The organism is Microbacterium sp., assembly GCF_044340635.1.
GTDB lineage: Bacteria > Actinomycetota > Actinomycetes > Actinomycetales > Microbacteriaceae > Microbacterium.
Genome location: NZ_JBIITF010000001.1, coordinates 1 through 25,914, shown reverse-complemented (window position 1 = coordinate 25,914; position 25,914 = coordinate 1). Strand labels below are relative to the sequence as shown.

Sequence of the window (25,914 nt, the reverse complement as noted above, 5' to 3'; positions counted from 1 at the left end):
GAGTACCGCCAGGTCTGACGCAGGGAACGCGAAACGGCGGGGCGCCCGAGGGTGCCCCGCCGTTTCGTTTGATCTGAGCTCAGCCGCGCGAGCCGGTCGAGTACGAGCGTCCGCGCGAGCCGCCGCGGCGACCGCCGCCGGCTGCGGGACGGGCGGAATCGCCGTGGGCGTTGTCACCGCGCGGCGCGCGGTTACCGTCACCACGGGGTGCCGCGGGACGGCCGCCACCGTTACCGCGACCCGAGGCGCCACGGGGGCGCTGCGGGGCGTGGGTGCTCGCGACGATCGGTGCGGGCTTGACGTAGGCGGCGGTATCGCCGACCAGGGTCACGACCCGGGCGTCGTCCGCACGCACCTTCTCGAGCGGTGCGGTGATGTGCGCCTTGCGCAGCAGATCGGTGACATCGCGACGCTGGGCCTCGAGAGTGACGGTCACGACGGTGCCCTCAGCGCCGGCGCGAGCCGTGCGACCCGAGCGGTGCAGATACGCCTTGTGCTCGACGGGCGGGTCGACGTGCACGACTAGCTCGACATCGTCGACGTGGACTCCGCGCGCGGCGACATCCGTCGCGACGAGCACACGCACGCCACCCTTGGCGACATCGGCACCGAACGCGGCGAGGTTGCGCTCACGTGCGCCCTGGGCGAGGTTGCCGTGCAGGTCGACGGCGGGGATGCCGGCGGCGGTCAGCTGCTTCGCGAGCTTCTTCGCCTGGTGCTTGGTGCGGGTGAACAGGATGCGTCGGCCGGTGCCCGAGGCGAGACGCTGCACGAGCGCGGTCTTCTCGTCGGTGCCGTCGATCACGAACACGCGGTGGATCATCTCGCCCTGCGGGACGCTCTCGTCGTCGACCTCGTGGCGAACCTCGTCGCGCAGGAATCGACGGACGAGGCTGTCGACTCCGCGGTCGAGCGTCGCGCTGAACAGCATCCGCTGCCCGCCCTGGGGCGTCGCGGCGAGGATGCGGGTGACGCCGGGCAGGAACCCGAGGTCGGCCATGTGGTCGGCCTCGTCGAGCACGGTGATCTCGACGCGGTCCAGGCGCACGACGCCCTGCTTCATGAGGTCTTCGAGGCGGCCGGGGCAGGCGACGACGATGTCGACGCCGTTGCGGAAGGCCTGCTCCTGCGGGCGCTGGCTGACGCCACCGAAGACGGTGGTGACGCGCAGGCCGACGGCCTCGGCGAGGGGGATCAGGGTCGCGGCGATCTGGGTCGCGAGCTCACGGGTGGGAGCGAGCACGAGGCCCCGGGGCTGTCCCGGTGTGCGGCGCGCCGCGGATGCGCCGCTCAAGCGGGCGATGAGCGGGAGGGCGAAGGCGATGGTCTTGCCGCTGCCGGTGCGGCCACGGCCGAGCACATCGCGACCCGCGAGCGAGTCGGGGAGCGTGTCGCGCTGGATGGCGAAGGCCTCGGTCTTGCCCGAGGCTTCGAGAACGGAGGCGAGCGGCGCGGGTACGCCGAGCTCAAGGAAAGTAGACATGGTTGTGCTTTCGGGTGAAATGCGCACCGAAACATCAGGCCGATGAAGGCCGGAGAGAGGCGCGAAGTGGGCGACGGCGCAGGATTGCGCATCGGTTCGCCGTTCGTGTAGAGCCACGGCCCAGAAGGCCGGGAAGCGTCACGACGACGCAGGCGGAATGAACCGCCTCGGCAACACTAACACGCGCCGACGATGTCTATCGCGTGACGGTCACCTGGAGATCCCCCCAGCATTCTCGGATCGGCATGAACGGGTGCGTAGTGTTGGCGACAGCGATCGGCACCTGCCGTTGGCACAGGCCCGGCCCACGCTCCCGTGGGCTGCAGATCGAGTAGGTGAAGCATCTCTACTATTGCTCCCCCCGCAGCCCAGCTTGGGCCCGTACGTCAGACGTACGCGAAGTCCGACACGTACCCGAACCTCACCCGTGCCTACACCGAGGTGTCGCAGGTGGTTCGCGAGACCGGGCTGCTGGCGCGGGCGCCGAAGTTCTACATCGCCGTCGGTTCCGCCCTGTTCGTCGCTTTCGCGGCGTGCGCGGCTGCATTCGTGCTGCTGGGTGACAGCTGGTTCCAGCTGATCGTCGCCGGCGTCCTCGGCATCATCCTCACGCAGGTGGCGTTCCTCTCCCACGAAGCCGCGCACAAGGCGATCTTCACGTCCGGCAAGGCGAACGACCGCCTGGCCAAGATCCTGGGCAACGGGATCGTCGGCATGAGCTACTCCTGGTGGGGTTCGAAGCACACGCGCCACCACGCCAACCCGAACCGCATCAGCCGCGACCCCGACATCGAGATCGACACGATCTCGTTCGTCGAAGAGGACGCGGCCAAGGCATCCGGTCTGCTGGGTTTCATCACCCGCCGCCAGGGTTACTTCTTCTTCCCCCTCCTCACGCTCGAGGGCATCAACCTCCACTTCCTGAGCATCAAGCACCTGGTCACGACGCCGGGTGTCAAGGGTCGCTGGTACGAGCTGACGCTCATCGCGCTGCGCTTCGCGATCCTGTTCACCATCGTGTTCGCGATGCTGCCGCTGGGTATGGCGTTCGCGTTCCTCGGTGTCCAGCTCGCCGTCTTCGGTGTCTACATGGGCGCGGCGTTCGCGCCGAACCACAAGGGCATGCCGATCATCGACAAAGACGCCAAGCTCGACTTCTTCACCAAGCAGGTCCGCACGTCGCGCAACGTGTCCGGCGGCTGGTGGGCCACCTGGCTCATGGGCGGCCTGAACTACCAGGTCGAGCACCACCTGTTCCCGAGCATGGCTCGCCCGCACCTCGCCAAGACGCGTGAGATCGTGCGCGACCACTGCAAGACGCTCGATGTTCCGTACACCGAGACGACCCTGCTGCGCTCGTACGGCATCGTCATCGCCTACCTGAACCGGGTCGGCCTCTCGGCTCGCGACCCGTTCGACTGCTACATCGTAGAGCGATTCCGCAAGGCTTGATCGTTTCGACCGATGGCGCCGGGGATTCGTCCTCGGCGCCATCGGCATGTGTCGGGCGATCCGGCTAACCTCGAACCGGGAGGGGACGTGGGCCCGAAAGCCTCACCGGCGAAAAAGTCCGACGACTCGGTGGTCGTCGCGGCCCCGTCGACGCGCCCGAAACTCGCCGAGATCGTCTCGGAGGGTCTCTACATCGCGTCGGCCGCGATCCGGCTATCGCTGAAGAACCGCATCCTGATGGACACGATCGGCGGCGGCGCCGGATACGACGTCGACAAGTTCATCCCGGATGCCCGTGCCGCGCTCCTCGCGCTCGCCGACGAAGCGGATGCCGCCGCCGAGCGGATCAAGAAGGAACGCAAGGACGCCTGGCGTCGATTCAGCGATCCGGACAGCACGCACGACTACGGCAGCCGCGATCTCGGCAACCTGCGTCGACGCCGGCGTCAGTCGCAGCGCGTCGCGAAAGAGCTACGGGCGCGCGCCGAGGACGATCAGGAATTGCGCCGCCTCGTCGAGGCCGCGCGTGACGCGGCCTGGGGGGAGTTGGCCGAGAACATCGACCGCACCCTGCGGGTCGAAGCTGCGCGACCCGACCTCGAGCCCGGCTACGCGACGATGCGCGAGGCGCGGATGCAGGCGCTCCGGCTCGTCGATCTGAGCAAGCTCTCGTCGGTGCAGCGGCAGCGGCGCGCGACCGAAGCGGAGCGAGTCGAGAGCGCAGACGACGACTGACGAGGCGCAGATGGAGCGCGAACGGGGCACGATTCGCGGGCGCCTCGCGCGTGGGGTATCCTGGACGCTGGTCTGCGCGGGTCTTCGGACGCCGCGGGATCAGGATCGCGCTCGTAGCTCAATGGATAGAGCATCTGACTACGGATCAGAAGGTTGGGGGTTCGAGTCCCTTCGAGCGCACACTGTGTTGAGACAGTGAATACCGAAAGCCCGCGGATATCCGCGGGCTTTCGTGTCTCCGGGCGGATCGTCGCTTCCTTGTTGAGTAGCCTCGGACGATGTCCCTCGCATTAGTCACCGGCGCCTCTCGCTCCAACAGCATCGCCGCAGGAGTCGTCCCGCGTCTTCGCGCCGACGGTTGGGAGGTCGTGACGAGTGATCTCGGCGACGGCGACTACCCCTGCGATCTGTCCACCTCGACCGGACCCGACGAGCTGATCGCGCGGGTGCGCGACGAGCGCGGACCGATCGCCGCGCTGGTGCTGAGTCACGCGCACGATGTCGAATCCGGCATCCTCGACACCACGGCAGAGAGTTTCGACCGCCACGTTGCCGTCAACGCTCGGGCGGCGCTTCTGCTGATCGCCGCATTCGCCCGCCAAGTACCCGAGGAAGGCGGCGTTGTGGTCGCGTTCACGAGCGACCACACGACCGGCAACCTGCCCGATGGTGCTTCGAAGGCGGCGCTCGACCGGATCGTGATCTCGGCGGCACGAGAGCTCGGCCCGCTCGGCATATCGGCGAACGTCGTCAATCCCGGCCCGATCGATACCGGATGGATGGATCAGAATGTCCGCGACACGCTGACGCCGTACCAGCCGATGGGACGCCTCGGCACGCCGGGCGACATCGCGCCCGTGGTGTCGTTCCTGCTGTCCGAGGAGGGACGCTGGGTGTCGGGTCAGTTGCTGCACACCGACGGTGGATTCTCGGCACGGTTCTGAGCCCGCGCCGAGAACTTCGTTTTGAGGAGGAGGAGGCGGGACCGCTGAACTCAGTCGAGTCCGGCGATCTGCTCGTCGATGGCCACCGCACTCAGACGCTCATTGAGGACCATGAGCCCGGCGCCATGGATGCCCGCGCTCGACCCGCCTTCCGCAGGCACGATGCTGAGGTGCTGCGTCGCCAGCGGGATCGATCGTTGATACACGACCTCACGCACCCCGGCGATGATCTCCTGCACGTTCACGCCTAGCTGTCCTCCGATCACGACGACCGAGGGATTGAGGATGCTGACACATGCCGCGGTCACTTTGCCGATCACCCGCCCTGCCTCTCGTGCCGCGGCGATCGCGGATGGGTCGCCGGTACGGACCCGATCGATCACGTCGGACGCCCCCACCGTCGTGCCGTCCTGACTGAGCTCGGCCGCGATCGCGGGTCCGCTCGCCATGGCCTCGAGGTCGCGATCGTCCGCGACACCCGGAATCTGGACGTGCCCGATATCACCGGCTGACCCCCGGGCGCCCCTTTGCAACTCGCCGCCCAGGATGATCCCGGCGCCGATGCCCGTGGCTACCTTGATGAAGAGCAGATCGTCTACCCCCGGCCAGCGGGTGGCGCGCTCGCCGAGCGCGAGAAGGTTCACATCGTTGTCGACGAGCACGGGAGCATTGAGCCGCCGCTGAACGAAAGCGGGGATATCGAAGCCGTCCCACCCCGGCATGATGGGCGGTCGGATCGGCCTGCCCGTCGAATGCTCCACGGGTCCCGGTACTCCCACACCGATGCCGAGGAGGTGCCCCGGATCCCGACCCGTCGCCGCTAGGAGTCGCTCCGCTGTATCGAGCGCCCATGTCAGGATCACCGACGGGCCATCCGCGATATCGAGCACCCGACTCTCCTCGGTCAGCACGTCTCCGGACAGATCGAGGATGCCCACGGATCCGTGGGTGGCGCCGAGATCGATGCCGATACACACCCGCGACGTTCGATCGAACAGGAGGCGCGCCGCAGGGCGCCCACCGGAGGACGCTGAGGTTCCCGTAGGCGTCACCAGACCGAGCGCGGACAGGGCTGCCAGACGATTCACGACGCTCGTGCGCGCCAGCCCCGTCTCATCGACCAGTTCGGCGCGGGTCCGCGGCCGCCCGTCGCGCATCAGTTGGAAGAACTCTCCGGCACCCGCAGCAATCATGTCCCCTGCATCCTCCCGACGGTCAGACCAGATTAGTGGTCCTATCGACACCATGAGAACTGAACGTCTGCCTCTGGGAAGGATATTTGACCGATCAATGTCATAAGTGCTACATTCATGTCCTCAGCATTGTCTACGAGGGGGTAGAAGCGTGAAATTCGCTTACGAAGCAAACGCATGGGGTGGCGTCATCGGGACGCCAGGTTCCGTGACGAATCTGGGATCAGGCTTTTACGAAACGCCGGGGGACGTGAACCGCACGCTGGAATCGATTGCCGCGGCCGGGTACTCCGGTCTCGAGCTCTTCGACGGAAACCTGCTCCCTTTCGAGGGGTCGATCGACGGATTCTCTCAGGCTGTGGCTGCACAGGGTCTCGCAGTCGCCGGCGTTTACAGCGGTGGCCACTTCATCTACCCTGATGCGCACGAGGATGAACTCGCTCGCTTCGATCGCTCGATCGCTCTCGCTGCTGCGGTCGGCGCCCGTCACTACGTCATCGGAGGCGGTGCGATCCGATCGAGCGGGCGACGCGATGAGGATTACCGCGTCGCAGGGGAGTTCCTCGACCGTATCGCGGAACGCGCCACATCCGCCGGCCTCGTCGCGAGCTACCACCCTCACCTGGGCAGCCTCGCGCAGGCGCCCGATCAGATCGATGCGCTCTTCGCCGAGACGTCCATCGGCCTCTGCGCCGACGTGGCTCACATCGCCGCGGGCGGCGGAGACCCGGTGAATGTCATCGCCCGTTACGCGGACCGTCTTGCCTACGTCCACTTGAAGGATGTCGAGGCGACAACCAACGCGTTCCTCCCGCTCGGCGAGGGCGTACTGGATCTCGATGCCGTCATCGACGCGGTCGTCGAGGCGGGCTACGACGACTGGATCACCGTCGAACTCGACGGGTACCCAGGCGACCAGGACGCCGCCGCCGCACGAAGTCTTCGATTCCTCCAGGGAACCAAACTCGCCTGATCTGAATTCGTTCACCTCGCCTGTCAATCACGCAGTCCCACAGCAAAGGAGCAATAAGGATGAAACTCAAGACAACGATGGTTGCGCTCGCCGCAGCCGTGAGCATCGTCGCGTTGGCGGGCTGCACGCCCGCAGGCGGCGGAACCTCGAACGAGGTGGACCCGGAGATCTCTGCCGAGATCGACGCCGCACTCGCCGAGATCACCGGCCAGGTGCTCAGCACCGGCCCGAACGGTGAGGAGCCTTCTTCGGTCGACGCCACGGTCGTGACGGATGCGCAGGCCGAAGAGGTCGCAGCGATGGGTCTGACGGCGGCGATCGTCATGCACTATGGCGGCAACGACTGGGCCAACGCTCAGATCGCCGGGCTCAACGCCGAGTTCGATCGACTGGGAATCGACGTTATCGCGACGACCGACGCCGATTTCGATCCCGCGACCCAGGTGTCGCAGATCGAAACCGTGCTGACCCAGAACCCCGACATCATCGTCTCCATCCCCACCGATACGGTCGCGACGGCGAGCGCTTACCGGAAGGCCGCAGCACAGGGCGTGAAGCTCGTCTTCATGGACAACGTGCCCGAGGGCTTCGTCGCCGGCCAGGACTATGTGTCGATGGTTTCGGCCGACAACTACGGCAATGGCGTGACGTCGGCATATCTCCTCGCGCGGTCGCTCGGCGGCGAGGGCACGATCGGCGTCATCTACCACGAGGCCGACTTCTTCGTGACGCAGCAGCGCTACGACGGCTTCAAGAAGACGATCGAAGACGAGTTCCCCAACATCGAGATCGTGCAGGAGCAGGGCATCGCGGGACCGGATTTCGCCGGTGACGCACAGGGCGTGGCGAACGCGATGCTCACGCGCAACGCCGACCTCGACGGCATCTGGGCCGTCTGGGACGTGCCGGCCGAGGGTGTCCTCGCCGCGGCCCGCGAGACGGGTCGCACCGACATCAAGATCGCGACGCAGGACCTCGGTACGAACGTTGCGATCGCCCTCGCGAAGGGGGAGATGATCGTCGGTCTCGGCGCCCAGCTGCCGTACGACCAGGGAGTCGCTGAGGCGGATCTCGCCGCATTGAGCTTCCTCGGCATCGACGTGCCCGCGTACGTGGCGCTCAGCTCGCTGCCCGTAGACCACGAGAACGTTCTCGAGGCCTGGGAGCTCGTCTACAACTCCGAAGCGCCCGCATCCGTGCGTGACGCATACGTCGACTAACCCGACGTCACCCGTCCGTTCTGTGGGGACGGCTCGAGTGGCCGTCCCCACAGAACATCCGAACGTTAACGAAAGGCAGAACATGCAGGACATCAACATCGCCATGATCGGTGGCGGATTCATGGGCAAGGCTCACTCGCTCGCGTACGCCGCGATGCCGATGTTCTTCTGGCCGGCGCCGGCGCGTCCGGTGAAGAAGATCCTCGTCGACGTCACCGACGAACTCGCGCGCTCCGCAGCGGACCGCTACGCGTGGGAGGGATCGTCGTCCTCCTGGCGCGATGTTGTCAACGATCCCTCGATCGACGTGATCGACATCGCGACTCCCAACAACCTGCATGCCGAGATCGCGATCGCCGCCGCTGAGGCAGGCAAGCACATCATCTGCGAAAAGCCCCTCACACCCACCGCCGAAGAGGCGGGGCGGATGTATGAGGCCGCCAAGAAGGCCGGCATCGTGACGGCCGTCGCCTTCAACTACCGCCGCACACCCGCTGTGGCGCTGGCGAAGAAGTACATTGATGAAGGAGCCATCGGCAAGATCCTCAACTTCCGGGGCACATACCTGCAGGACTGGAGCGCCGACCCGAACTCGCCGCTCAGCTGGAGGTTCCAGAAGAAGGTCGCCGGATCCGGCGCTGTCGGTGATATCGGCTCGCACGTCGTGGATCTCGCTCGGTATCTCGTCGGCGAGATCGCCGAGGTCACGTCCGTCGTGTCGACCTTCATCCCCGACCGTCCGCTGCAGTCGGGTGGTCTAGATGCGCTGGGCGGTTCGTCGAAGAGCGACGGTCCGCGGGGTCCCGTCGACGTCGACGACGAAGCGATGTCGCTGGTTCGTTTCCGTGGGGGCGCCGTTGGCTCGATCGAGGCGACGCGCAATGCCTGGGGCCGGAATAACTACATCACCTTCGAGATCCACGGCACCGAGGGATCGATCTTCTTCAACTACGAGAACCGCGACGAGTTGCAGGTCGCGTTCAAGGGCGATGCCGCCGACCGCCGTGGGTTCCGCACCGTCTATACGGGCCCGAACACCCCGTACGGCGAATCCTTGTGGCCGATTCCCGCACTCGGTATCGGCTACGGAGAGACCAAGATCATCGAGGCCCACGACTTCCTGAAGGCCGTCGTCGAGGGCGGAACGGTGTCACCGAACTTCGCCGACGGTTACCAGGCCGCGCTCGTCGACGACGCGATCTTGGAATCGGGCCGCACGGGCCAGTGGGTCGCTGTTCCGGATGCCACAGCAGTGCTCGCTTCGGATGGCTGACGTGCCCGTCGCCCCCGCGGTTCGTATGCGGGCGATCGTGAAGAGCTTCGGACCCGTCGAGGTTCTGAAGTGCGTCGACATGGACATCGTCGCCGGCGAGGTGCACGCCCTGGCGGGCGAGAACGGGGCGGGCAAGTCCACACTGATGAAGGTGCTCCAGGGGGTGCATCCGATCACGTCGGGAACGATCGAGGTCAAGGGCGAGCCCGTCGACATTCGTAGCACGGCGGATGCGGAGCACGCCGGCATTGGGATGGTCTTTCAGGAGTTCAGTCTCATTCCCTCGATGACGGTCGCGCAGAACATCTTCCTCAACCGCGAACTGAAGGACGGCATCGGGCTGGTCGACGATCGCGCCGCCGAGCGGGCCGCGAAGGAGATCTTCGACGGCCTGGGCGTATCGATCGACCCCCGGTCGCGGGTGGAAGATCTGGGGACGGCCTACTGGCAGCTCGTGGAGATCGCAAAGGCTCTCGCCAAGGACGCGAGCGTCCTGGTTATGGATGAGCCCACCGCCAGCCTCGCCAAGCACGAGGTCGAGAACCTGTTCGCCCTGATCGAGACCCTGAAGAGTCGTGGCATCGCGATCGTCTACATCTCGCACAGGATGGATGAGATCCGCCGGATCGCCGATCGCATCACGGTATTGCGTGATGGCCGGGTCGTGCTCGCGTCGGTCGTGGCAGAGCTGAGCGCCGCCCAGATCATCGAGGCCATCATCGGTCGACGACTCGCGAGCGACCTGGTCTATCAAGACCGCGCGCTCAAGGCGGACGCCCCGGTGCTTCTGAGCGCGGAAGACATCGCCAGCAGCACCGTGCTGCAGTCGGTGTCGCTCACCATCCGCGCCGGCGAGATCGTCGGTCTCGCCGGACTGATGGGAAGCGGTCGTACCGAATTCGCCCGCGTCGTTGCCGGGATGGACCGACCGACCCGCGGCACCCTGAACATCGACGGCGCACGCGTCCGCCTCTCATCGCCGATCGCAGCCCAGCAGGCGGGTGTGGCGCTCATCCCCGAGGACAGGCGTGAACAGGGCCTCGTGCTCGAGCACTCCGTCGCCGACAACCTGACCCTTCCGGTGCTCGATCGCGTCAAGTCTGGGGGCTTCCTGTCCCCCCGCAAGCTGCGGGCGCTCACGGAACAACTCGTCGGACGATTTGCGGTGAAGGTCGCCGACCCGTATGCCCCCGTTAGTCAGCTGTCGGGTGGCAACCAGCAGAAGGTCGTGGTGGCGAAGTGGATCAACACAGAGCCGCGCATTCTCGTGATGGACGAACCCACCTCGGGCGTGGACATCGGCACTAAGACGGAGATCCTCGACATCGTTCGGGCGTTCGCCTCGCAGGGCAATGCCGTGCTGTTCATCTCTTCCGAACTACCCGAGCTCTTGGCGGTCGCCGACCGCATCGTCGTCATGCGTGGGGGACGCTCCGTTCAGGAGCTCGCCCGCACCGATGTCGAGAGCGAAGAACAGCTTCAACTCATCATTCAAGGAGCAGCAGCATGAGTAGCGCCGCACCGGCCACCCGGCCCTCCCTCTTATCCCGCGCCATCACCCGTCTGGACTGGCGCAGCAACATCATTTACATCGCGTTCGTGGTGGTGTTCGTCCTGTTCGCGATATTCCTCGGCGGTGACGGCTTCCTCTCCACCAACAACATGCTGAATATCGTGCGGCAGACCGCGACGATCTCGATCATGGCCGTGGCGATGACCTTCGTGATTGCGGCTGCCGAGATCGACTTGAGCGTCGGCTCGATCGCGGGCCTGGCGTCCGTCGTGACGGCGATGACGACGGCGCAGTTCGGCCTCGTGCCGGGAATCCTCGCAGGTCTGCTCGCCGGCGCGGTGATCGGCGCCATCAACGGCGGACTCGTCGCGCTGTTGAAGATCCCGTCGTTCCTCGTGACGCTGGGGATGTTGGGACTCGCGGCCGGGCTCGCGCAGTGGATCACCTCGTCCGCCCCCCAGCCCATCACGGACCGCCTTTACGTCACGATCTTCGGCGGCAGTGACTTCGGGCCCGTGCCGGGGCTGCTCGTCTGGACCGTCGTTGCGGTGGCCGTCGGATGGCTCGTGATGAACCGGACCGGATTCGGACGCAAAGTGCTCGCCACAGGTGGAAACCCCACGGCCGCGGCCTACACGGGCATCAATACTGCGCGTATCAAGTTCACGGTGCTGTTGATGTCGGGCGTCGCGGCGGCGGTCGCGGGCATGCTCTACGCGGGACGCCTCGAGTCGGGCCGTTTCCAATGGGGCCAGGGCGATGAACTCACCGTCATCGCGGCGGTGATCCTCGGCGGCACGAGCCTGTTCGGCGGTCGCGGTGCCATCATCGGCACCCTGTTCGGTTCCCTCTTCATGGGGTTGATCAACAACGGCCTCATCCTCGCAGGCTTGGATGTCGCCCAGCAGCAGGTCGTGCGGGGCGCGATCATCATCGCCGCTGTCGCCCTGTCGAGGAAGAAGTGATGAACCGTCCACCCCTCCGGAGCGGCATCATCGGCACGGGATTCATGGGCCGTGTCCATACGCGCGCCGTCCGGTCGATCGGCGGCACTGTGTCGGCCTATGCCGGCCGTGACCTCGGGCGCACGCGGGCCGCGGCGGACGAAGCGAATGTGCCGCTCGCTCTGACCCCGGAAGAGCTCGTCGCTCATCCCGAGGTAGACCTGGTCCACATCTGCACCCCGAACGCGCAGCACCTGGCGCTCGCCCTCGCGGCGATCGACGCGGGCAAGCACGTCGTCTGCGAGAAGCCGCTCGCGCTCACCGCGGCGGACGCATCGCGGCTGGAAATCGCCGCGAACACCGCCCGGGTCGTGACCGCGGTGCCCTTCGTCTACCGGTTCTACCCGACGGTGCGCGAGATGCGCGCCCGAATCGCGAAGTCGGGCGAGCGGATCTGGTTGGCCCACGGGCACTACCTGCAGGATTGGCTTTCGGACCAGTCGAGCTACAACTGGCGTCTGACCGACGGGGCATCCCGGGCCTTCGCTGACATCGGCGTGCACTGGTGCGACCTCTTCGAGTTCACGACGGGGCACCGCATCCAGAGACTGCACGCGTTGCAGTCGCGGTTGCACGACACACGCCACTCAGACGACGGCGAAGTCCCCGTCTTGACGGAGGATGGCGTGACCATGATGTTTCAGACCGACCGTGGCGCGACCGGATCAGTCGTGATCTCGCAGGCGACCCCGGGACGCAAGAACCGTCTCTGGCTCTCGCTGGACGGCGAGACCCGATCGTACGCCTTCGACCAAGAGAAGCCCGACGACCTCTGGGTTGGGGCGATCGAGGGTGTCTCCGTTCTCCCCAAGGGCTACGAGACGTTCTCTGACAAGGCGGTCGATCCGTATGTCACCGTCCCGTCGGGTCACCCGCAGGGCTATCAGGACAGCTTCTCGTTGTTCATGCGGGATGTGCACGCAACCATCGAGGGCAGGGCAGTCGACGGACTGCCGACCTTCGCGGATGGCGTGCGCGCCGCCCGGCTGACGGAAGCAGTGATCGCGTCGTCGATGTCTGGTCAGTGGGTCGATGTCTTCGCCGCTAACGAACGTGAGGTGAGTGCCGCATGAGCGCATCTACGCATCCGGTCACGCTTTTCACCGGGCAGTGGGCGGATCTCCCGTTTGAGGAGGTGGCACGATTGGCGGCGTCGTGGGGCTACGACGGCCTTGAGATAGCAGCCTCCGGCGATCATCTCGATCTGCAGCGCGCCGAGGACGACCCCGGTTATCTCGCGTCGCGCATCGAGATCCTCGATCGTTATGGCTTGCGGGTGTACGCGATCTCGAATCACCTCGCGGGCCAGGCGGTGTGTGACTCGCCGATCGACTTCCGACACAAGGCCATCCTCCGACCGCATGTGTGGGGTGACGGGGACCCGGAGGGCGTGCGGCAGCGTGCCGCCGAGGACATGAAGCGGGCCGCTCGTGTGGCGCGTCGGCTGGGGGTCGATACCGTTGTGGGGTTCACCGGGTCATCGGTGTGGCCTTACCTGGCGATGTTCCCGCCCGTGCCGGCATCTGTCATCGACGCCGGCTACGAGGATTTCGCGGCACGGTGGAACCCGATCCTCGACGTGTTCGACGCCGAGGGTGTGCGGTTCGCGCACGAGGTCCACCCCGGCGAGATCGCATACGACTACTGGACCAGCGTTCGCACGCTGGAGGCGATCGGGCACCGCGAGTCGTTCGGGTTCAACTGGGACCCCTCGCACATGATGTGGCAGAATATCGATCCGGTCGGCTTCATCTGGGACTTCCGCGAGCGGATCTATCACGTCGACTGCAAAGACACGCGGCTGCGTCCGCCGAACGGCCGTGCCGGTGTTCTCGGATCGCACCTGCCCTGGGGCGACCCCCGTCGCGGCTGGGACTTCGTGTCGACAGGGCACGGCGACGTGCCGTGGGAGGATGCCTTTCGCGCGTTGGAGTCCATCGGTTACCGCGGCCCCATCTCCATCGAGTGGGAGGACGCCGGAATGGACCGATTGCATGGTGCTGCCGAGGCGGTCGCCTTCGTCCGGTCGAAGCTCTGGAAGACGCCGACCGATTCGTTCGACGCAGCATTCTCGAATCAGTGACGGGGCGATAGCAGATGGCTTCAGGATGCCGTCGTGACGGACGCCGCTTTGATCCTCGCCGCGAGCGGCCCGTTATGCGGTGACCGCACTGGCCAGACTGTGCCTTCAGCGACGCGGCGGTCGGTCCTCGCGCTTGGCCGACCCGCCGAAGCGGTCCGGCTTCAGCTCGATGAGCTTGCCGCTGATGCGGGTGTTCTCGAGGCGCTTCAGGGTGTCGCGCGGGAGGTCTGCCGGCAGCTCTACGAGCGAGAAGTCGGGGCGGATCTGGATGGCGCCGAAGTCCTCTCGGCGGAGTCCGCCCTCGTTTGCGAGCGCACCGACGATCTGCCGCGGCTCGACCTTGTGGCGGCGCCCCACGGCGATCCGGTAGGTCGTTCGCGCACCGCCACCGCTGCGAGGGCCGCGGTCGGAACGGTCGTTGCGGTCACGTCCGCCGCGCTCGGGGCGGTCCTGCGAATCACGCGAGAAGCGAGGCTCGGGTGTGGCATCCGGGTCGAGCAGCAGAGGCGTGTCGCCCTGCGCGACGACCGCGAGGGCCGCGGCGACATCCGCTTCGGGTACGTCGTGATGCTCGACGTAGTGCGCGACGATGTCGCGGAAGAGGCCGATCTGCGCCGGATCGGCGAGTGCGGTCGTGATCGCGTCGTCGAAACGGGTCAGGCGCGTCGCGTTGACATCGTCGACGCTCGGGAGCTTCATCTCGGTCAGCGGCTGGCGTGTGGCCCGCTCGATCGAGGTCAGCATGCGGCGCTCGCGCGGGGTGACGAAGCTGATCGCCGCGCCCGTGCGCCCCGCGCGGCCCGTGCGGCCGACGCGATGGACGTACGACTCCGTGTCGATCGGCAGGTCGTAGTTGACCACGTGGCTGATGCGGTCGACGTCGAGACCGCGGGCCGCGACATCCGTTGCCACCAGGATGTCGAGCTTGCCGCTCTTCAGCTGATTGACCGTCCGCTCGCGCTGCGCCTGGGCCACGTCACCGCTGATCGCCGCAGCCGTGTACCCGCGGGCGCGCAGCTTCTCGGCGAGCGTCTCGGTCTCGTTCTTCGTGCGCGTGAAGACGATCATGCCCTCGAAGTTCTCGACCTCGAGGATGCGGGTGAGGGCATCGACCTTCTGCGGGTACGACACGATCAGGTACCGCTGCGTGATGTTCGCCGAGGTCGTGGTCTTCGTCTTGACCGTGATCTCTTCGGGATCGTTCAGGTACTGAGCCGAGATGCGGCGGATCTGCGCCGGCATCGTCGCCGAGAACAGGGCGACCTGCTTGGTCTTGGGCGTATCGGCGAGGATCGTCTCGACATCCTCGGCGAAGCCCATCTTGAGTATCTCGTCGGCCTCGTCGAGCACGAGGTACTTCAGTTCCGAGAGGTCGAGGGTGCGCTTCTCGAGGTGGTCCATGATGCGGCCGGGGGTGCCGACGACGATGTGGACACCGCGGCGCAGCGCGGAAAGCTGCTGGCCGTAGCCCTGTCCGCCGTAGACGGGGAGCACGTGCACGCCGCGCAGGTGCGACGCGTACTTCTCGAACGCCTCGCACACCTGCAGCGCGAGTTCGCGGGTAGGCGCGAGCACGAGGGCCTGCGGGGTCTTCTGAGACAGATCCAGTCGGGACAGGATCGGCAGGGCGAACGCAGCCGTCTTTCCCGTGCCCGTCTGGGCGAGTCCGACGACGTCGCGGCCCGCGAGGAGCGGGGGAATCGTGGCGGCTTGGATGGCGGAGGGCGTCTCGTATCCGACATCCTTCAACGCCTTCATCACCGCGTCATCGAGGCCGAGATCGGCAAAGGTGGGCTCCGGGCGGGCAGGCTCTGCCTCGACGGTGTCATTCTCGCTGGGGTGGGCCATGGTTTCGACGGTAGTCCTCCAGCGGTTCCGCCGCGACTCGGCGAGTCGCACGTCTGCGCCCCGGGAACGCCGCGCTAGCGGCCAGCGAACACGGCCAACCCGATGAAGATCAGCCCCCCGACCCCCAGGAGCGCGGCCGAGGCCCACCGATAGTCGCCATGCGTGATGCGGGCGTACAGCTCGGTCACACGACCCGAGAGGGTCGGAAACCGGGACCAGATCCAGGCGATCACGAGGAACGGACCGACCAGCGCGATCAGGAACACGACGTACGCGGCGATGCGCAAACCGATGTGCTCGGTCAGTCCTGCGGTCACTCGCCCCGTCATATACATGATGGGCAATGTGGTGAACCCGATCACCGCACAGCTCAGCCCGAGCGGAAAGTAGCTGATCGCCGGGGCATTCTGTGCCCGCGCTCGCACGGGACGGACGGGACGTGTCGGAACGCGCAGCACCCAGCCGACGACCAGCGCAGCCATGACCAGGAAGATCACCCCGACCGTCGCGTCCACCGCGCGGCTCAGCAACGCGGTATCGACGTCGCCCCGGATCGCGAGGACGAGGTTCGTGGGATCGAAGGTCTGCAGGAGTGCGAAGAGCACGGTCGCGCCGGTTGCGAGGCCCGCGACCATCCAACTCATTCGGGCGGCGACGTGCAGGTTGCGGGCGAGCATGTCAGCGGTGGCGCCATAGAGCGCGGGATTCAGCCCCATCGTCAAACCGAAGCCCACGAGAGTCGACAGGGCGACGACCCACCTGGCCAGATCCTGCACGCCGTGATCTCCCGCCCGTTTATCGCTCGCACCCCGGGGGCGTCGCTCGCTCGTCCCAGCAGCGTAGCCGTAGGGTGGGCTCACCCACCTCCCGGCCGAAAGGGCGACCGATGCGCGTACTGGTCACGAGTTCGAGAAACACATTTGCACTCGACGCCATCCGAAAGCTTGGGACGACGGATCACACGGTCGTGGCAAGCGACACGTATGCCGGCGCGGTCGGGAGCCACTCGAAATATCTCGAAGCGCACGAGGTGACCGCGTCGCCCCGCTTCGAGACCGACGCGTTCATCGACGACATCAACCGCATCGTCGAGAAGTACGACATCGACGTCATCCTGCCGACGTTCGAGGAGGCGTTCTACCTCGCGGCGCGCAGGGCCGACCTCGCGGACGGCGTTCGGCTCTACGCCGGAAACTTCGACAAGCTCGCGCGCCTGCACGACAAGGCCAGCTTCCAGCGTCTCGTCGCGGAGGCGGGTGTTCCGGTTCCGGAAACCGTCGTGGCGACGGACGACGCGTCGCTCGCCGAGGCGATCTCTCGCTTCCCCCGATTCTTCGCTCGTGCCGCCTTCTCCCGCGGGGGCGTGGGCCTTCTCACCAACACCGGACCGCTCGCCGGAAAGGTCGAGGCGAGCGACTGCCACCCCACGCCCGACCAGCCCTGGCTGGTTCAGCCGTTCGTCGACGGTCCGATGATCTGCACCTACAGCACCATCGTCGACGGTCGCGTCACCTCGCACTGCACCTATCGTGCGCCCGAGCAGTGGGCGCACAGTACGGGCATCACGTTCCTCGCGATCGACAGCACCCGCACGCTCGACTACACCCAGCGGATCGTCGATGCGCTTGACCCGGGCTTCACGGGGCAGCTGTCGTTCGATTTCGTGGACAACGACGGTGAACTCTTCGCGATCGAATGCAACCCGCGGCCGACCAACGGGATCATCCTGCTCGGCGCGGAGGAGTTCTCGCGGGCCCTCGTCGGCGAGGGCGACGGGGTGGCGGTCGTCGAGCCGGGCGTCGAACGAGAGGTGAAGCTCGCCGTGCTGGCCGACTGCTTCGCCGAGCCCCTCAGCCATCTGCCCACCTCCCTCCACGATCTGATTCACGTGCGGGACGTCGGATCGCAGTGGCACGACTCCCTCGCGATGATGTGGAGCCCCGCGACGCTCATCCACGGCGCGAAGCTCAGCCACGGCGACCGCAAAGAGCTTCTCGCGGCGCTCGGCGACGACATCGTCTGGAACGGCGAGCCCATCGCCGGGATGACCGAGGCGGACGCCGAGGCGCTCGAGGCCGTCCACGAGCAACGGATCTAGCCGAAGCGGTTACCGCCAGGCGGTCTCGACGCGGCTCATCGCCCCGAGCGCCCTCGGCAGGAGACCCGCGAGCCCGGGGCGGGGGAGCGCGTCCAGTCGGCGAGCGAGCGCGGGCAACCGGTCCGTCGTCCCGTTCACGAGATGCCGCATCGCGTTGAGCAACGGCGCCGGATGCGTGTCGAGAGCGCTGTGGCCGTTCTCCAGGCCGATGACGGCCGCATCGGGCAGCTGAGTCGCGAAGCGACGGGCGGCGGCGGGCGGTGTACGCAGGTCTCGGGACCCCACGAGAACGACGACCGGCCAGACGAACGAGCTGGCCTCGCGGAGCAGGTCGAACGGCTCGTGAGTGAAGGGCGGGAACCGGTGCGCGAGCGGCGCATAGGTCAGCGCCGGATCGAGCGGGTGCCCATCGGGTGCGGCCCCATAATCGAGCTCGCGGAATCCGATCGCTCCGGCGATCTCGAACTCGTAGAAATACGGGATTCGCGCGATCGATTCACCGCGCCCCGCATACAGCTCGAGCGACCTCCACGCCAGGCTCCTGGCCCCCGCCAGCCTGCCCGCGAGGAGTGGGCGCAGCAGCTCGTCGCCCCCCAGTTCGTAGGCAGCGCGGATCACTTCGAGCAGATGGGCCCCGCCCTGGCCCGTGTCGATCAGGCGGCGAACGGACTGTGCGGCATCCGTGTCGGCATCCCAGAACAACTCGCGGATCCGCCCACGTTCGAGGGCGAGGTCGCTCGTGGACTGCAGTGCCGAATCGAGGATCATGCCGGAAACCCGTTCGGGGTGCCGCGCGGCGAAGGACGACGCGAGGTAGCTGCCGTAGGACGATCCCACGATGTAGGCCGAGCGCGCGCCCTCGCGATCCAGCACCGCGGCGATGTCATCGACCACGTCAGTGACCCACATCGCCGAATGGGGAAGGGGTCGCCCCGAAACGTCGTCGCGGGAGTGGCCGACGCCCCGATGCTCGATCATGATGACGTCGAGCCCGCGGTGTGCCGCCCGCCGGCGGAAGGCGCGGTAAGGCTGGATGGACGCGAGTCCCGGCCCGCCCGGGATCACGACGAGCGGGGTATCGGTCGGCGGCCCGGACCTCGTGTAGGCGAGGCGGAACGCGGGCGCACGGTCGGTGGCCGGTCGGAGTGCCCGCTGGATGCGTGTCACGTCCCGAGCGTATTGCGTCAATCTCCGGCTCGCGCGGAGCTTCGAGCTCCGCGCGTGACAGTCTGAGAGCTATGCCTGCTCTTCGCGATGCCCGCACCTACGACCTGGACGACCTGCGCGAGCGGGTGTTGCGCGAGAGCGGCGGGGCGGTGGATGACAGCATCCCTCAGCTCGCCGAGGCCGACCCGGAGCTGCTGGGCATCGCGATCGTGCTCTCCGACGGATCCGTCCGGACGTCCGATCAGGCGGACGTCGCGTTCAGCGTGCAGTCCGCCGCCAAGCCGTTCCTGTTCGCCCTCGCCCTGCTCGACACCGACGGGGACGTGCTCGACCGGATCGGGATCGAACCGACGGGCGAGGCATTCGATGCGATCAAACTCGAGAGCGGTACCGGGCGGCCCCCGAACCCCATGGTCAACGCCGGTGCGCTGCTGACCGCGGCGGTCGTCGACGGCGACGGTGTCGAGGCGCGGAACGCACGCATTCTGCGCGGCCTGTCGGCCTTCGCCGGGCGCGAACTCGTTGTCGACGAGCATGTCGCCCGAAACGAACACCTGCTCGGGGATCGAAACCACGCGCTCGCGCACCTGATGCGTTCGGAGGGCACCCTGCGGGTCACGGCAGACGACGCCGTCGCGGTCTATGCGCGGGCGTGCGCCGTGCTCGTCGATGCCGAAGCGCTCGCCGTGATGGGGGCGACGCTGGCGTGCGGCGGGGTCAACCCGGTCACCGGCGAGCGCGTCGTGCCGGCTCAGGTCGCGCGCGACGTCGTGTCGGTCATGGCCACCTGCGGTGTGTACGACGGATCGGGACGATGGATGCGCCGCGTCGGCATTCCCGCGAAGTCGAGCGTCTCGGGCGCCATCGTGCTCTCCGTGCCCGAGACCCTCGGCGCCGCGGTCATCAGCCCGCCCCTCGACGAACAGGGGACGAGCGTCCGCGGCAGCCGAGCCTCCGACCTGCTGAGCGCCGAGCTCGACCTGCACGTGTTCGGCTCGCTCGGCGACTGATCAGGTGTTCTGCGGGAACCCCAGGTTGATTCCGCCGTGGCTCGGGTCGAGCCAGCGGGCCGTGACCGCCTTCTCGCGCGTGAAGAAGTGGAAGCCCTGTCGGCCGTAGGCCTTCGAGTCGCCGAAAGCGGAGGCCTTCCAGCCGCCGAACGAGTGGTACGCGACCGGCACCGGAATCGGCACGTTGACCCCGATCATCCCGACCTGGATCTCGTACTGGAAGCGCCGTGCGGCACCGCCGTCGTTCGTGAATATCGCCGTGCCGTTGCCGAAGGCGCCCGAGTTGATCAGCTCGACGCCCTCTTCGTAGGTCGCGACGCGCACGATCGAGAGCACCGGCCCGAAGATCTCCTCGATGTACGCCGCCGAGGTGGTCGGAACCCGATCCAGCAGCGTGGGGCCGAGCCAGAAACCGCCGGGCGCTCCGTCGGGCACCACACCCCGACCATCCACCACGATCTCGGCGCCGTCGTTCGCCGCCACATCGATGTACCCGGCGACCTTGTCGCGGTGCTCGCGGGTGACGAGGGGACCCATGTCGCAGCCGCGTCGACCGTCGCCGATGCGCAGTCCGGACATCCGTTCGCTGATCTTCCCGATCAAGTCGTCGGCGACCGGCTCGACGGCGACGACGACCGAGATCGCCATGCAGCGCTCGCCGGCCGAACCGAAGCCGGCGTTGACCGCGGCGTCGGCGACGAGGTCGAGGTCGGCGTCGGGCAGCACCAGCATGTGGTTCTTCGCGCCGCCCAGAGACTGCACACGCTTGCCGTGGCGCGCGGCCGTCTCGTAGATGTAGCGCGCGATGGGGGTCGAGCCGACGAACGAGACGGACGCGACATCCGGATGCTCCAGCAGTGCGTCGACCGCGACCTTGTCGCCGTGGACCACGTTGAAGACGCCGTCCGGAAGCCCTGCCTCGGTCAGCAACTCGGCCATCCACATCGCCGCCGACGGGTCCTTCTCGCTGGGCTTGAGCACGACGGTGTTGCCCGAGGCCAGGGCGATGGGGAAGAACCACATCGGCACCATGGCCGGGAAGTTGAAGGGACTGATGATCGCCGCGACACCGATGGGCTGGCGGAACGAATAGACGTCCACGCCCGTCGAGGCGTTGATCGAGTAGTCGCCCTTCAGGATGTCGGCGAAGCCGAGGGCGAACTCGAGCACCTCCTGGCCGCGGGCGATCTCACCCAGGGCGTCCGAGACGACCTTGCCGTGCTCGGCCGTGATGAGTTCGGCCAGCTCGGGCTTGCGCTGCTCCAACAGCTCGCGGAACCGGAACAGGATGGCCTGGCGGCGCGCGATCGAGGTGTCGCGCCAGGCGGGGAACGCGGTGGTCGCGGCCTCCACCGCGGCGTCCACGTCGCCAGACTCGGCGAGAACGACGGCGCCGCTCTGCTCACCCGTGGCGGGGTCGTAGACCGTGCCGAGTCGACGGTCCTCGGAGTCGTGCCGCTCGCCATTGATCCAGTGCGGGATGCGCGTGGTCATTGTTCTCGTTTCGCTCGTAGATCGGGTCAGTCCATGACGACGACGGCACGTCCGGTGATCTCGCCCCGGGCGAGGGCCTGATACGCGGCATCTGCATTGTCGAGGGTGTAGCGGCGCGTGACAAGACGTGCGGTGTCGAACCCGCCCGCCGCAGCGATGTCGACGACCGCGGGCAGGTCCTCGCGCGTGCGTGCGCCGAAGGACCCGGTGATCGTGTAACCACGCCGAACGAGCGGGGTGATCTCGACCTCGGCGGCAGCATCCCCCGCCGCGATGCCGATCGCCACCATCCGGCCCCCGTCGGCGAGCAACCCGATCGCCTGGCGGAAGGTCGCGGGGTGGCCGAGCGCCTCGAACGCGACATCGATACCCAGCCCGCGACCGAGGCCACCGGTGATCTCGCGGACGGCGGCCGCGGCATCCGTCTCGCGCGAATTGACCGTGTGCGTCGCGCCCAGAGCGGTGGCGGCCTCGAGCTTGTCGTCCGCGACGTCGATCGCGATGATCGGATCGGCGCCCGCGGCCCGCGCCATCTGAACCACTCCGCTGCCCACGCCCCCGACCGCCACGACGGCCACCGCGTCGCCGGGCTGGACATCGCCCGCGCGGTGCACGGCACCGTATGCGGTGAATGCGGCGCAGCCGAGGACCGCCGACGTGACGGGGTCGAGGTCGTCCGGCAGTCGCGTCAGCGCGGTGATCGGCACGACCGCGTACTCGGCCAGCCCGCCCATCGAGTACATGGCCAGGAAGGAGCCATCCGGCATCGAGAGACGGCTCTCGCCGTCGTACAGCGTGCCTTTCAGGCGGTTCTGTCCGAAGAACTCGGCGCACAGGTCGTCGCGCCCGCGGGAGCAGGCGGGGCAATCGCCGCAGGGCATGATGAAGGCGCCGATCACGGTGTCGCCGATCGTGAGAGCCGTGGTCGGGGGAGTGCCATCGCCGAATGCGACGAGCGTGCCGCTGATCTCGTGGCCCATCACGGCCGGTCGAGGAAAGCGCACCTCGCCCTTCATGACGTGCAGGTCGGTGTGGCAGACGCCGCACGCGATGATCTTGACGAGTGCCTCTCCTGCCCGCGGCACGGGACGCGGCACCTCGAGGATCTCGAACCCCGGGCCTTCCGCGCGCAGCACGGCGGCCTTCATCGTCCGGGGCGCTGTGGCAGTCATGGTGATCCTCGACGTCATCGTTCAGGGGCTCGTGTTCGCAAGCATGGCAAGTTCACCACGGGCCGAGCAAGCGAGATCGGTGCGCTTGTCGGTGAATGAAAACGTGTGTGGAGCGGCAGCGAAATCTTGGCACTCTCACGTGCCGAGTGCTAATATTCGATTGTTGAGTCGAGTCGACTCAACTCCTCTCAACTCCACATCGAATCCGTTCATCGCCGGACGCGAATCCGGCACGACAAGGAAGGACACCACCATGGCGACATACGACCCGTTCCGCGACCTCGACCGCCTCGCGACGAGCCTTCTGGATGCGCGGCGAGGCCCTCGTCGCATGCCGATGGACCTCTATCGCGATGGCGATCACTACGTGCTGACCGCCGATCTGCCCGGGATCGACCCGGGGTCGGTCGACATCGACGTCGACGGTCAGCTGCTGACGATCCGCGCCGAGCGCACGCTTGCGGCCGGCGAGGGCGTCAAGTGGATCACCCGCGAGCGCGAGGCCGCGAGCTTCCTGCGCCAGCTCAACCTCGGCCAGGGTGTCGACACCGACCGCATCTCCGCGAGCTACAACAACGGTGTGCTGTCGGTGACGATCCCGGTTAGCGAGCGCGCCAAGCCGCGCAAGATCGAGGTGGCGACGGATGCCGACGCTTCCGTCATCGCAGCGCGCGAGTCGGGAGCCGACGCCTCGGGGCCGCAGCTCATCGAGCAGTAGTCGGAACTGCCGCACACGTAACGGATGCCGCGCCCTTCGGGGTGCGGCATCCCGCGTTCCTGGCTGCTCAGCCGGTCGTCTCGCGCAGCTTCGCGGTCAGGCCGCGGAGCGCTTCGAGTTCGTCGTCGCTGAGCCGGGACATCCGCTCGGCGATCGTGCGTGCGTGCTGTGTCGCGACGACGCGAAAGGCGGCCGCGCCTTCCTCGGTCGCGCGTACGAGCGCGCCGCGGCCGTCGTCGGGGTCGGCGCACTTCGTGACCAGACCGCGGACCACCATGCGGTCGACGAGCCGCGATACCGATGGCTGGCTGACGAGCATCCGTGCGGTCACATCGCGCAGGCGCGCGGTCATCTCGGGTCCGCGGGTCACCGTCAACAGCACGTCGTACTCGCCCTGCTCCAGGCCCGTGCCGCGGAAGTCGCTGCTGATCTCGGTGAACACCTCGTGCTGCGCTCGGAACAGACTCTCCCACGCTTCCACGGCGAGGCGGCGGTTCGTCATGCCGTACAGGCTACTTGCCCGCGGCCCGTGGCGGGCGGGTGGCAGAACGCCCGTGTCTAGGCTGGGCCCATGCGTGCACTGCTTCGGACGGGACTGACCGGTGCGATATCGATGGCGGTGTCGTTGGTCGTCGCTCTGGGCGTGGGCGCCGGTGTACCGTCGGCATCCGCCGCTGAGGGAGTCGCGGGATCGGGTTATGCCGCAGCCGTTCCGAGCGACGTCGCCGACTTCTCGTTCGCGAGCCTCGACGCCGAATACACGCTGACCCGGGCCGAAGACGGCACCAGCCGGATGCGGGTGGTCGAGACGTTCGTCGCCGTCTTCCCGGAGTCCGACCAGAACCGGGGCATGCGGCGGCTGATCCCCAACAGCTATCTGGACGCACCCCTCTTCCCCTCTCTCATCTCGGTGACGGACGAGACGGGCGCCGAGCGGCCGGTCGAGACCGACGACGAGGACGACTTCCTCATCGTGACCTCGCGGGCGGACGACTACGTCCACGGTCCGCAGACCTACGTGTTCACGTATGACCTGCGGAATGTCACGCGAAACTTCGACGACACCGCTGCCGACGAGCTGTACTGGGATGTCAACGGCGAGGAATGGGCGCAATCATTCGACCGCGTGGATGCACGTTTGGTGCTCGACGGCGACCTGGCCGACGCACTGACCGGCGATGTCGCGTGTTATCAGGGGTCGACCGGCGCCACGGATGGCTGCGAGATCGTGATGGCGGCCGACTCGGCCGGTGCGATCGTCACGGCTCGTTCGGGACCTTTGGCGCCGCGGCAGACGATGACGATCGCGGTCGCCTTCGAGTCCGGCACGTTCGCCGCGTTCGATTCGTCACCCTTTGCGTCGCCGGTCGGATGGCTGCAGGGCGGGGCGACGCTCGTCGCTGTGCTGGCCGTGGTCTGGGCTGCGATCATCCGTCGGCGTCGGCTGCGTGATGAGCCGGGTCGGCCGACGGTGATCGCCGAGTACGACCCGCCGCCCGGGCTCGATGCGCTCGAGTCCGCGGTGCTGTGGGGTGCGCAGACGAAAGGCATCCCCGCAGAGGTGCTGGAGCAGGCCATCGCGGGCTCGATCCGAATCGTCGAGGGTGAGCGCAAGTGGGGAAGTCAGACGTTCGAGCTCGAGCTGGTGGACCGATCGCTGGCCGACGAGAACGGCCGGGAGCTGCTCGACGGCATGTTCCCCGATGGAAAGACGACGTTCACGCTCGGCAAGAGTGACGCGCGGGTGTCGCGGACGGCGCAGAAGATTCTGAAGGAGGCGGATGCGACGCTCACCGCGATGGGTGTGCGGCGCGAGGTGCCGGGTATTGTGCGAGCACGGCCGATCCTGGTCGGAGTCCTCGGGGCGGTCGCGTCCGTGATTCTGGGCATCGTGGGTCTCGAGGGTGGGGTCACAGCCGCCTGGTCTGTTCCGCTGCTCGTTGCGGCGCCCGTCCTCGCGATCACGGCGGGTGTGCTGGTCTCGCGCCGGCCGTTCACCTCGCGCGGTGCGGAGCTGCGCGACCACCTGGCCGGGGTGAAGGTTTTCATCGAGTGGGCGGAGGCGGACCGCATCCGGATGCTGCAGTCGCCGCAGGGCGCCGAGCGCTCGTCGATCGCCGTCGACGATCCACGCCAGATGATCCGGTTGTACGAGCGCCTGTTGCCCTACGCGGTGGTGTTCGGCCAGGAGAAGAAATGGGCCGAACATATCGTCGTCTACTACGGAGATTCGACCCCCAGTTGGTACTACGGCACGAGTGCTTTCAGCGCGGCTGCCTTCTCGTCGAGCATCTCTTCTCTGTCCTCGAGCTCATCGACGGCCTCCACCTCGGGCGGATCGTCCGGCGGCGGGTCAGCGGGCGGCGGCGGCGGCGGAGGTGGCGGGGGCGGGGTGTAGGCCGGTAGCCCGGCCCCTACCCCTACCCCTACCCCTACCCCTACCCCTACCCCTACCCCTACCCCTACCCCTACCCCTACCCCTACCCCGACCCCTACCCCTACCCCTACCCTCAATCGCCCCGGGGCACGTGGAG

General features: G+C 67.3%; 22 protein-coding genes and 1 tRNA gene. 15 read left to right on the top strand and 8 right to left on the bottom strand.

The window, feature by feature from the left end:
- Nucleotides 1-79: 79 nt before the first annotated feature.
- Nucleotides 80-1,483 carry a DEAD/DEAH box helicase gene (locus tag ACIQ0W_RS00115; RefSeq protein WP_396640893.1) on the bottom strand — a complete coding sequence of 468 codons (1,404 nt, stop codon included), beginning with the start codon at nucleotides 1,481-1,483 and terminating at the stop codon, nucleotides 80-82.
- A 342-nt stretch (nucleotides 1,484-1,825) separates the two neighbouring features.
- Between ACIQ0W_RS00115 and ACIQ0W_RS00110 the strand changes: the two genes are divergently transcribed.
- The 4 genes from ACIQ0W_RS00110 (at nucleotide 1,826) to ACIQ0W_RS00095 (ending at nucleotide 4,614) form a co-directional block, all read left to right on the top strand.
- Nucleotides 1,826-2,935, top strand: coding sequence for a fatty acid desaturase family protein (locus ACIQ0W_RS00110; protein ID WP_396641149.1), 1,110 nt, complete (start codon nucleotides 1,826-1,828; stop codon nucleotides 2,933-2,935).
- Nucleotides 2,936-3,022: 87 nt separating this feature from the next.
- A complete protein-coding gene (locus tag ACIQ0W_RS00105; protein ID WP_396640892.1) occupies nucleotides 3,023-3,670 on the top strand; it encodes an asparagine synthase in 648 nt (215 codons plus the stop codon).
- 107 nt (nucleotides 3,671-3,777) lie between these two features.
- Nucleotides 3,778-3,850 (top strand) — tRNA-Arg (locus tag ACIQ0W_RS00100).
- Nucleotides 3,851-3,948: 98 nt separating this feature from the next.
- Entirely contained in the window at nucleotides 3,949-4,614 is a 666-nt protein-coding gene (locus ACIQ0W_RS00095; RefSeq protein ID WP_396640891.1) for an SDR family oxidoreductase, read from the top strand.
- A 50-nt stretch (nucleotides 4,615-4,664) separates the two neighbouring features.
- On the opposite strand, the gene ACIQ0W_RS00090 is transcribed toward ACIQ0W_RS00095, so the two are convergent.
- Nucleotides 4,665-5,807, bottom strand: coding sequence for an ROK family protein (locus tag ACIQ0W_RS00090; RefSeq protein WP_396640890.1), 1,143 nt, complete (start codon nucleotides 5,805-5,807; stop codon nucleotides 4,665-4,667).
- A 250-nt stretch (nucleotides 5,808-6,057) separates the two neighbouring features.
- On the opposite strand from ACIQ0W_RS00090, the gene ACIQ0W_RS00085 reads away from it, so the two are divergent.
- From ACIQ0W_RS00085 to ACIQ0W_RS00055, 7 genes are all read left to right on the top strand, one after another.
- Nucleotides 6,058-6,780, top strand: a complete 723-nt coding sequence (locus tag ACIQ0W_RS00085; protein WP_396640889.1) for a sugar phosphate isomerase/epimerase family protein — start codon at nucleotides 6,058-6,060, stop codon at nucleotides 6,778-6,780.
- Between the two features lie 59 nt (nucleotides 6,781-6,839).
- Nucleotides 6,840-8,000, top strand: coding sequence for a substrate-binding domain-containing protein (locus ACIQ0W_RS00080; protein WP_396640888.1), 1,161 nt, complete (start codon nucleotides 6,840-6,842; stop codon nucleotides 7,998-8,000).
- Nucleotides 8,001-8,082: 82 nt separating this feature from the next.
- Nucleotides 8,083-9,273 carry a Gfo/Idh/MocA family protein gene (locus ACIQ0W_RS00075; protein ID WP_396640887.1) on the top strand — a complete coding sequence of 397 codons (1,191 nt, stop codon included), beginning with the start codon at nucleotides 8,083-8,085 and terminating at the stop codon, nucleotides 9,271-9,273.
- Between the two features lies 1 nt (nucleotide 9,274).
- Nucleotides 9,275-10,783, top strand: a complete 1,509-nt coding sequence (locus ACIQ0W_RS00070; protein ID WP_396640886.1) for a sugar ABC transporter ATP-binding protein — start codon at nucleotides 9,275-9,277, stop codon at nucleotides 10,781-10,783.
- Nucleotides 10,780-11,751: an ABC transporter permease gene (locus tag ACIQ0W_RS00065; RefSeq protein WP_396640885.1), complete on the top strand. Its 972-nt coding sequence runs from the start codon at nucleotides 10,780-10,782 to the stop codon at nucleotides 11,749-11,751. The genes ACIQ0W_RS00070 and ACIQ0W_RS00065 overlap by 4 nt, the downstream gene beginning before the upstream one ends.
- Nucleotides 11,751-12,863 (top strand): Gfo/Idh/MocA family protein, encoded by a 1,113-nt coding sequence (locus tag ACIQ0W_RS00060; RefSeq protein ID WP_396640884.1) that lies wholly within the window; start codon nucleotides 11,751-11,753, stop codon nucleotides 12,861-12,863. The genes ACIQ0W_RS00065 and ACIQ0W_RS00060 overlap by 1 nt, the downstream gene beginning before the upstream one ends.
- Entirely contained in the window at nucleotides 12,860-13,873 is a 1,014-nt protein-coding gene (locus tag ACIQ0W_RS00055) for a sugar phosphate isomerase/epimerase family protein (RefSeq protein WP_396640883.1), read from the top strand. The genes ACIQ0W_RS00060 and ACIQ0W_RS00055 overlap by 4 nt, the downstream gene beginning before the upstream one ends.
- Nucleotides 13,874-13,978: 105 nt before the next feature.
- On the opposite strand, the gene ACIQ0W_RS00050 is transcribed toward ACIQ0W_RS00055, so the two are convergent.
- The gene (locus tag ACIQ0W_RS00050; RefSeq protein ID WP_396640882.1) at nucleotides 13,979-15,721 is read right to left on the bottom strand and encodes a DEAD/DEAH box helicase; all 1,743 of its coding nucleotides are present in this window, start codon (nucleotides 15,719-15,721) and stop codon (nucleotides 13,979-13,981) included.
- A 74-nt stretch (nucleotides 15,722-15,795) separates the two neighbouring features.
- Entirely contained in the window at nucleotides 15,796-16,497 is a 702-nt protein-coding gene (locus tag ACIQ0W_RS00045; RefSeq protein ID WP_304689751.1) for a hypothetical protein, read from the bottom strand.
- Between the two features lie 191 nt (nucleotides 16,498-16,688).
- Here ACIQ0W_RS00045 and ACIQ0W_RS00040 point away from each other — a divergent pair, with 191 nt between their 5' ends.
- Nucleotides 16,689-17,819 carry a carbamoyl-phosphate synthase large subunit gene (locus ACIQ0W_RS00040; RefSeq protein ID WP_304689750.1) on the top strand — a complete coding sequence of 377 codons (1,131 nt, stop codon included), beginning with the start codon at nucleotides 16,689-16,691 and terminating at the stop codon, nucleotides 17,817-17,819.
- A 9-nt stretch (nucleotides 17,820-17,828) separates the two neighbouring features.
- Here the strand turns inward: ACIQ0W_RS00040 and ACIQ0W_RS00035 are convergent, their stop codons facing one another.
- Nucleotides 17,829-18,986 carry an alpha/beta fold hydrolase gene (locus ACIQ0W_RS00035; RefSeq protein ID WP_396640881.1) on the bottom strand — a complete coding sequence of 386 codons (1,158 nt, stop codon included), beginning with the start codon at nucleotides 18,984-18,986 and terminating at the stop codon, nucleotides 17,829-17,831.
- Nucleotides 18,987-19,057: 71 nt separating this feature from the next.
- On the opposite strand from ACIQ0W_RS00035, the gene glsA reads away from it, so the two are divergent.
- Nucleotides 19,058-19,996 carry a glutaminase A gene (glsA, locus tag ACIQ0W_RS00030; protein WP_396640880.1) on the top strand — a complete coding sequence of 313 codons (939 nt, stop codon included), beginning with the start codon at nucleotides 19,058-19,060 and terminating at the stop codon, nucleotides 19,994-19,996.
- Here the strand turns inward: glsA and ACIQ0W_RS00025 are convergent, their stop codons facing one another.
- Both ACIQ0W_RS00025 and ACIQ0W_RS00020 read right to left on the bottom strand, forming a co-directional pair.
- Nucleotides 19,997-21,490, bottom strand: coding sequence for a CoA-acylating methylmalonate-semialdehyde dehydrogenase (locus ACIQ0W_RS00025; RefSeq protein ID WP_396640879.1), 1,494 nt, complete (start codon nucleotides 21,488-21,490; stop codon nucleotides 19,997-19,999).
- Nucleotides 21,491-21,516: 26 nt separating this feature from the next.
- A complete protein-coding gene (locus tag ACIQ0W_RS00020; protein ID WP_396640878.1) occupies nucleotides 21,517-22,662 on the bottom strand; it encodes a zinc-binding dehydrogenase in 1,146 nt (381 codons plus the stop codon).
- 253 nt (nucleotides 22,663-22,915) lie between these two features.
- On the opposite strand from ACIQ0W_RS00020, the gene ACIQ0W_RS00015 reads away from it, so the two are divergent.
- The gene (locus ACIQ0W_RS00015) at nucleotides 22,916-23,380 is read left to right on the top strand and encodes an Hsp20/alpha crystallin family protein (RefSeq protein WP_396640877.1); all 465 of its coding nucleotides are present in this window, start codon (nucleotides 22,916-22,918) and stop codon (nucleotides 23,378-23,380) included.
- Nucleotides 23,381-23,447: 67 nt separating this feature from the next.
- On the opposite strand, the gene ACIQ0W_RS00010 is transcribed toward ACIQ0W_RS00015, so the two are convergent.
- A complete protein-coding gene (locus tag ACIQ0W_RS00010; protein WP_396640876.1) occupies nucleotides 23,448-23,882 on the bottom strand; it encodes a MarR family winged helix-turn-helix transcriptional regulator in 435 nt (144 codons plus the stop codon).
- 69 nt (nucleotides 23,883-23,951) lie between these two features.
- Between ACIQ0W_RS00010 and ACIQ0W_RS00005 the strand changes: the two genes are divergently transcribed.
- On the top strand, nucleotides 23,952-25,778 hold the full coding sequence (locus ACIQ0W_RS00005) for a DUF2207 domain-containing protein (RefSeq protein ID WP_396640875.1): 1,827 nt from the start codon (nucleotides 23,952-23,954) through the stop codon (nucleotides 25,776-25,778).
- The last annotated feature ends 136 nt before the right edge of the window (nucleotides 25,779-25,914 follow it).

Coding starts and splice junctions, on each gene's coding strand:
- ACIQ0W_RS00115 (WP_396640893.1), bottom strand. CDS start 1,483: ATGTCTACTTTCCTTGAGCTCGGCGTACCCGCGCCGCTCGCCTCCGTT.
- ACIQ0W_RS00095 (WP_396640891.1), top strand. CDS start 3,949: ATGTCCCTCGCATTAGTCACCGGCGCCTCTCGCTCCAACAGCATCGCC.
- ACIQ0W_RS00090 (WP_396640890.1), bottom strand. CDS start 5,807: ATGATTGCTGCGGGTGCCGGAGAGTTCTTCCAACTGATGCGCGACGGG.
- ACIQ0W_RS00080 (WP_396640888.1), top strand. CDS start 6,840: ATGAAACTCAAGACAACGATGGTTGCGCTCGCCGCAGCCGTGAGCATC.
- ACIQ0W_RS00075 (WP_396640887.1), top strand. CDS start 8,083: ATGCAGGACATCAACATCGCCATGATCGGTGGCGGATTCATGGGCAAG.
- ACIQ0W_RS00065 (WP_396640885.1), top strand. CDS start 10,780: ATGAGTAGCGCCGCACCGGCCACCCGGCCCTCCCTCTTATCCCGCGCC.
- ACIQ0W_RS00060 (WP_396640884.1), top strand. CDS start 11,751: ATGAACCGTCCACCCCTCCGGAGCGGCATCATCGGCACGGGATTCATG.
- ACIQ0W_RS00055 (WP_396640883.1), top strand. CDS start 12,860: ATGAGCGCATCTACGCATCCGGTCACGCTTTTCACCGGGCAGTGGGCG.
- ACIQ0W_RS00050 (WP_396640882.1), bottom strand. CDS start 15,721: ATGGCCCACCCCAGCGAGAATGACACCGTCGAGGCAGAGCCTGCCCGC.
- glsA (WP_396640880.1), top strand. CDS start 19,058: ATGCCTGCTCTTCGCGATGCCCGCACCTACGACCTGGACGACCTGCGC.
- ACIQ0W_RS00025 (WP_396640879.1), bottom strand. CDS start 21,490: ATGACCACGCGCATCCCGCACTGGATCAATGGCGAGCGGCACGACTCC.
- ACIQ0W_RS00020 (WP_396640878.1), bottom strand. CDS start 22,662: ATGACTGCCACAGCGCCCCGGACGATGAAGGCCGCCGTGCTGCGCGCG.
- ACIQ0W_RS00015 (WP_396640877.1), top strand. CDS start 22,916: ATGGCGACATACGACCCGTTCCGCGACCTCGACCGCCTCGCGACGAGC.
- ACIQ0W_RS00010 (WP_396640876.1), bottom strand. CDS start 23,882: ATGACGAACCGCCGCCTCGCCGTGGAAGCGTGGGAGAGTCTGTTCCGA.
- ACIQ0W_RS00005 (WP_396640875.1), top strand. CDS start 23,952: ATGCGTGCACTGCTTCGGACGGGACTGACCGGTGCGATATCGATGGCG.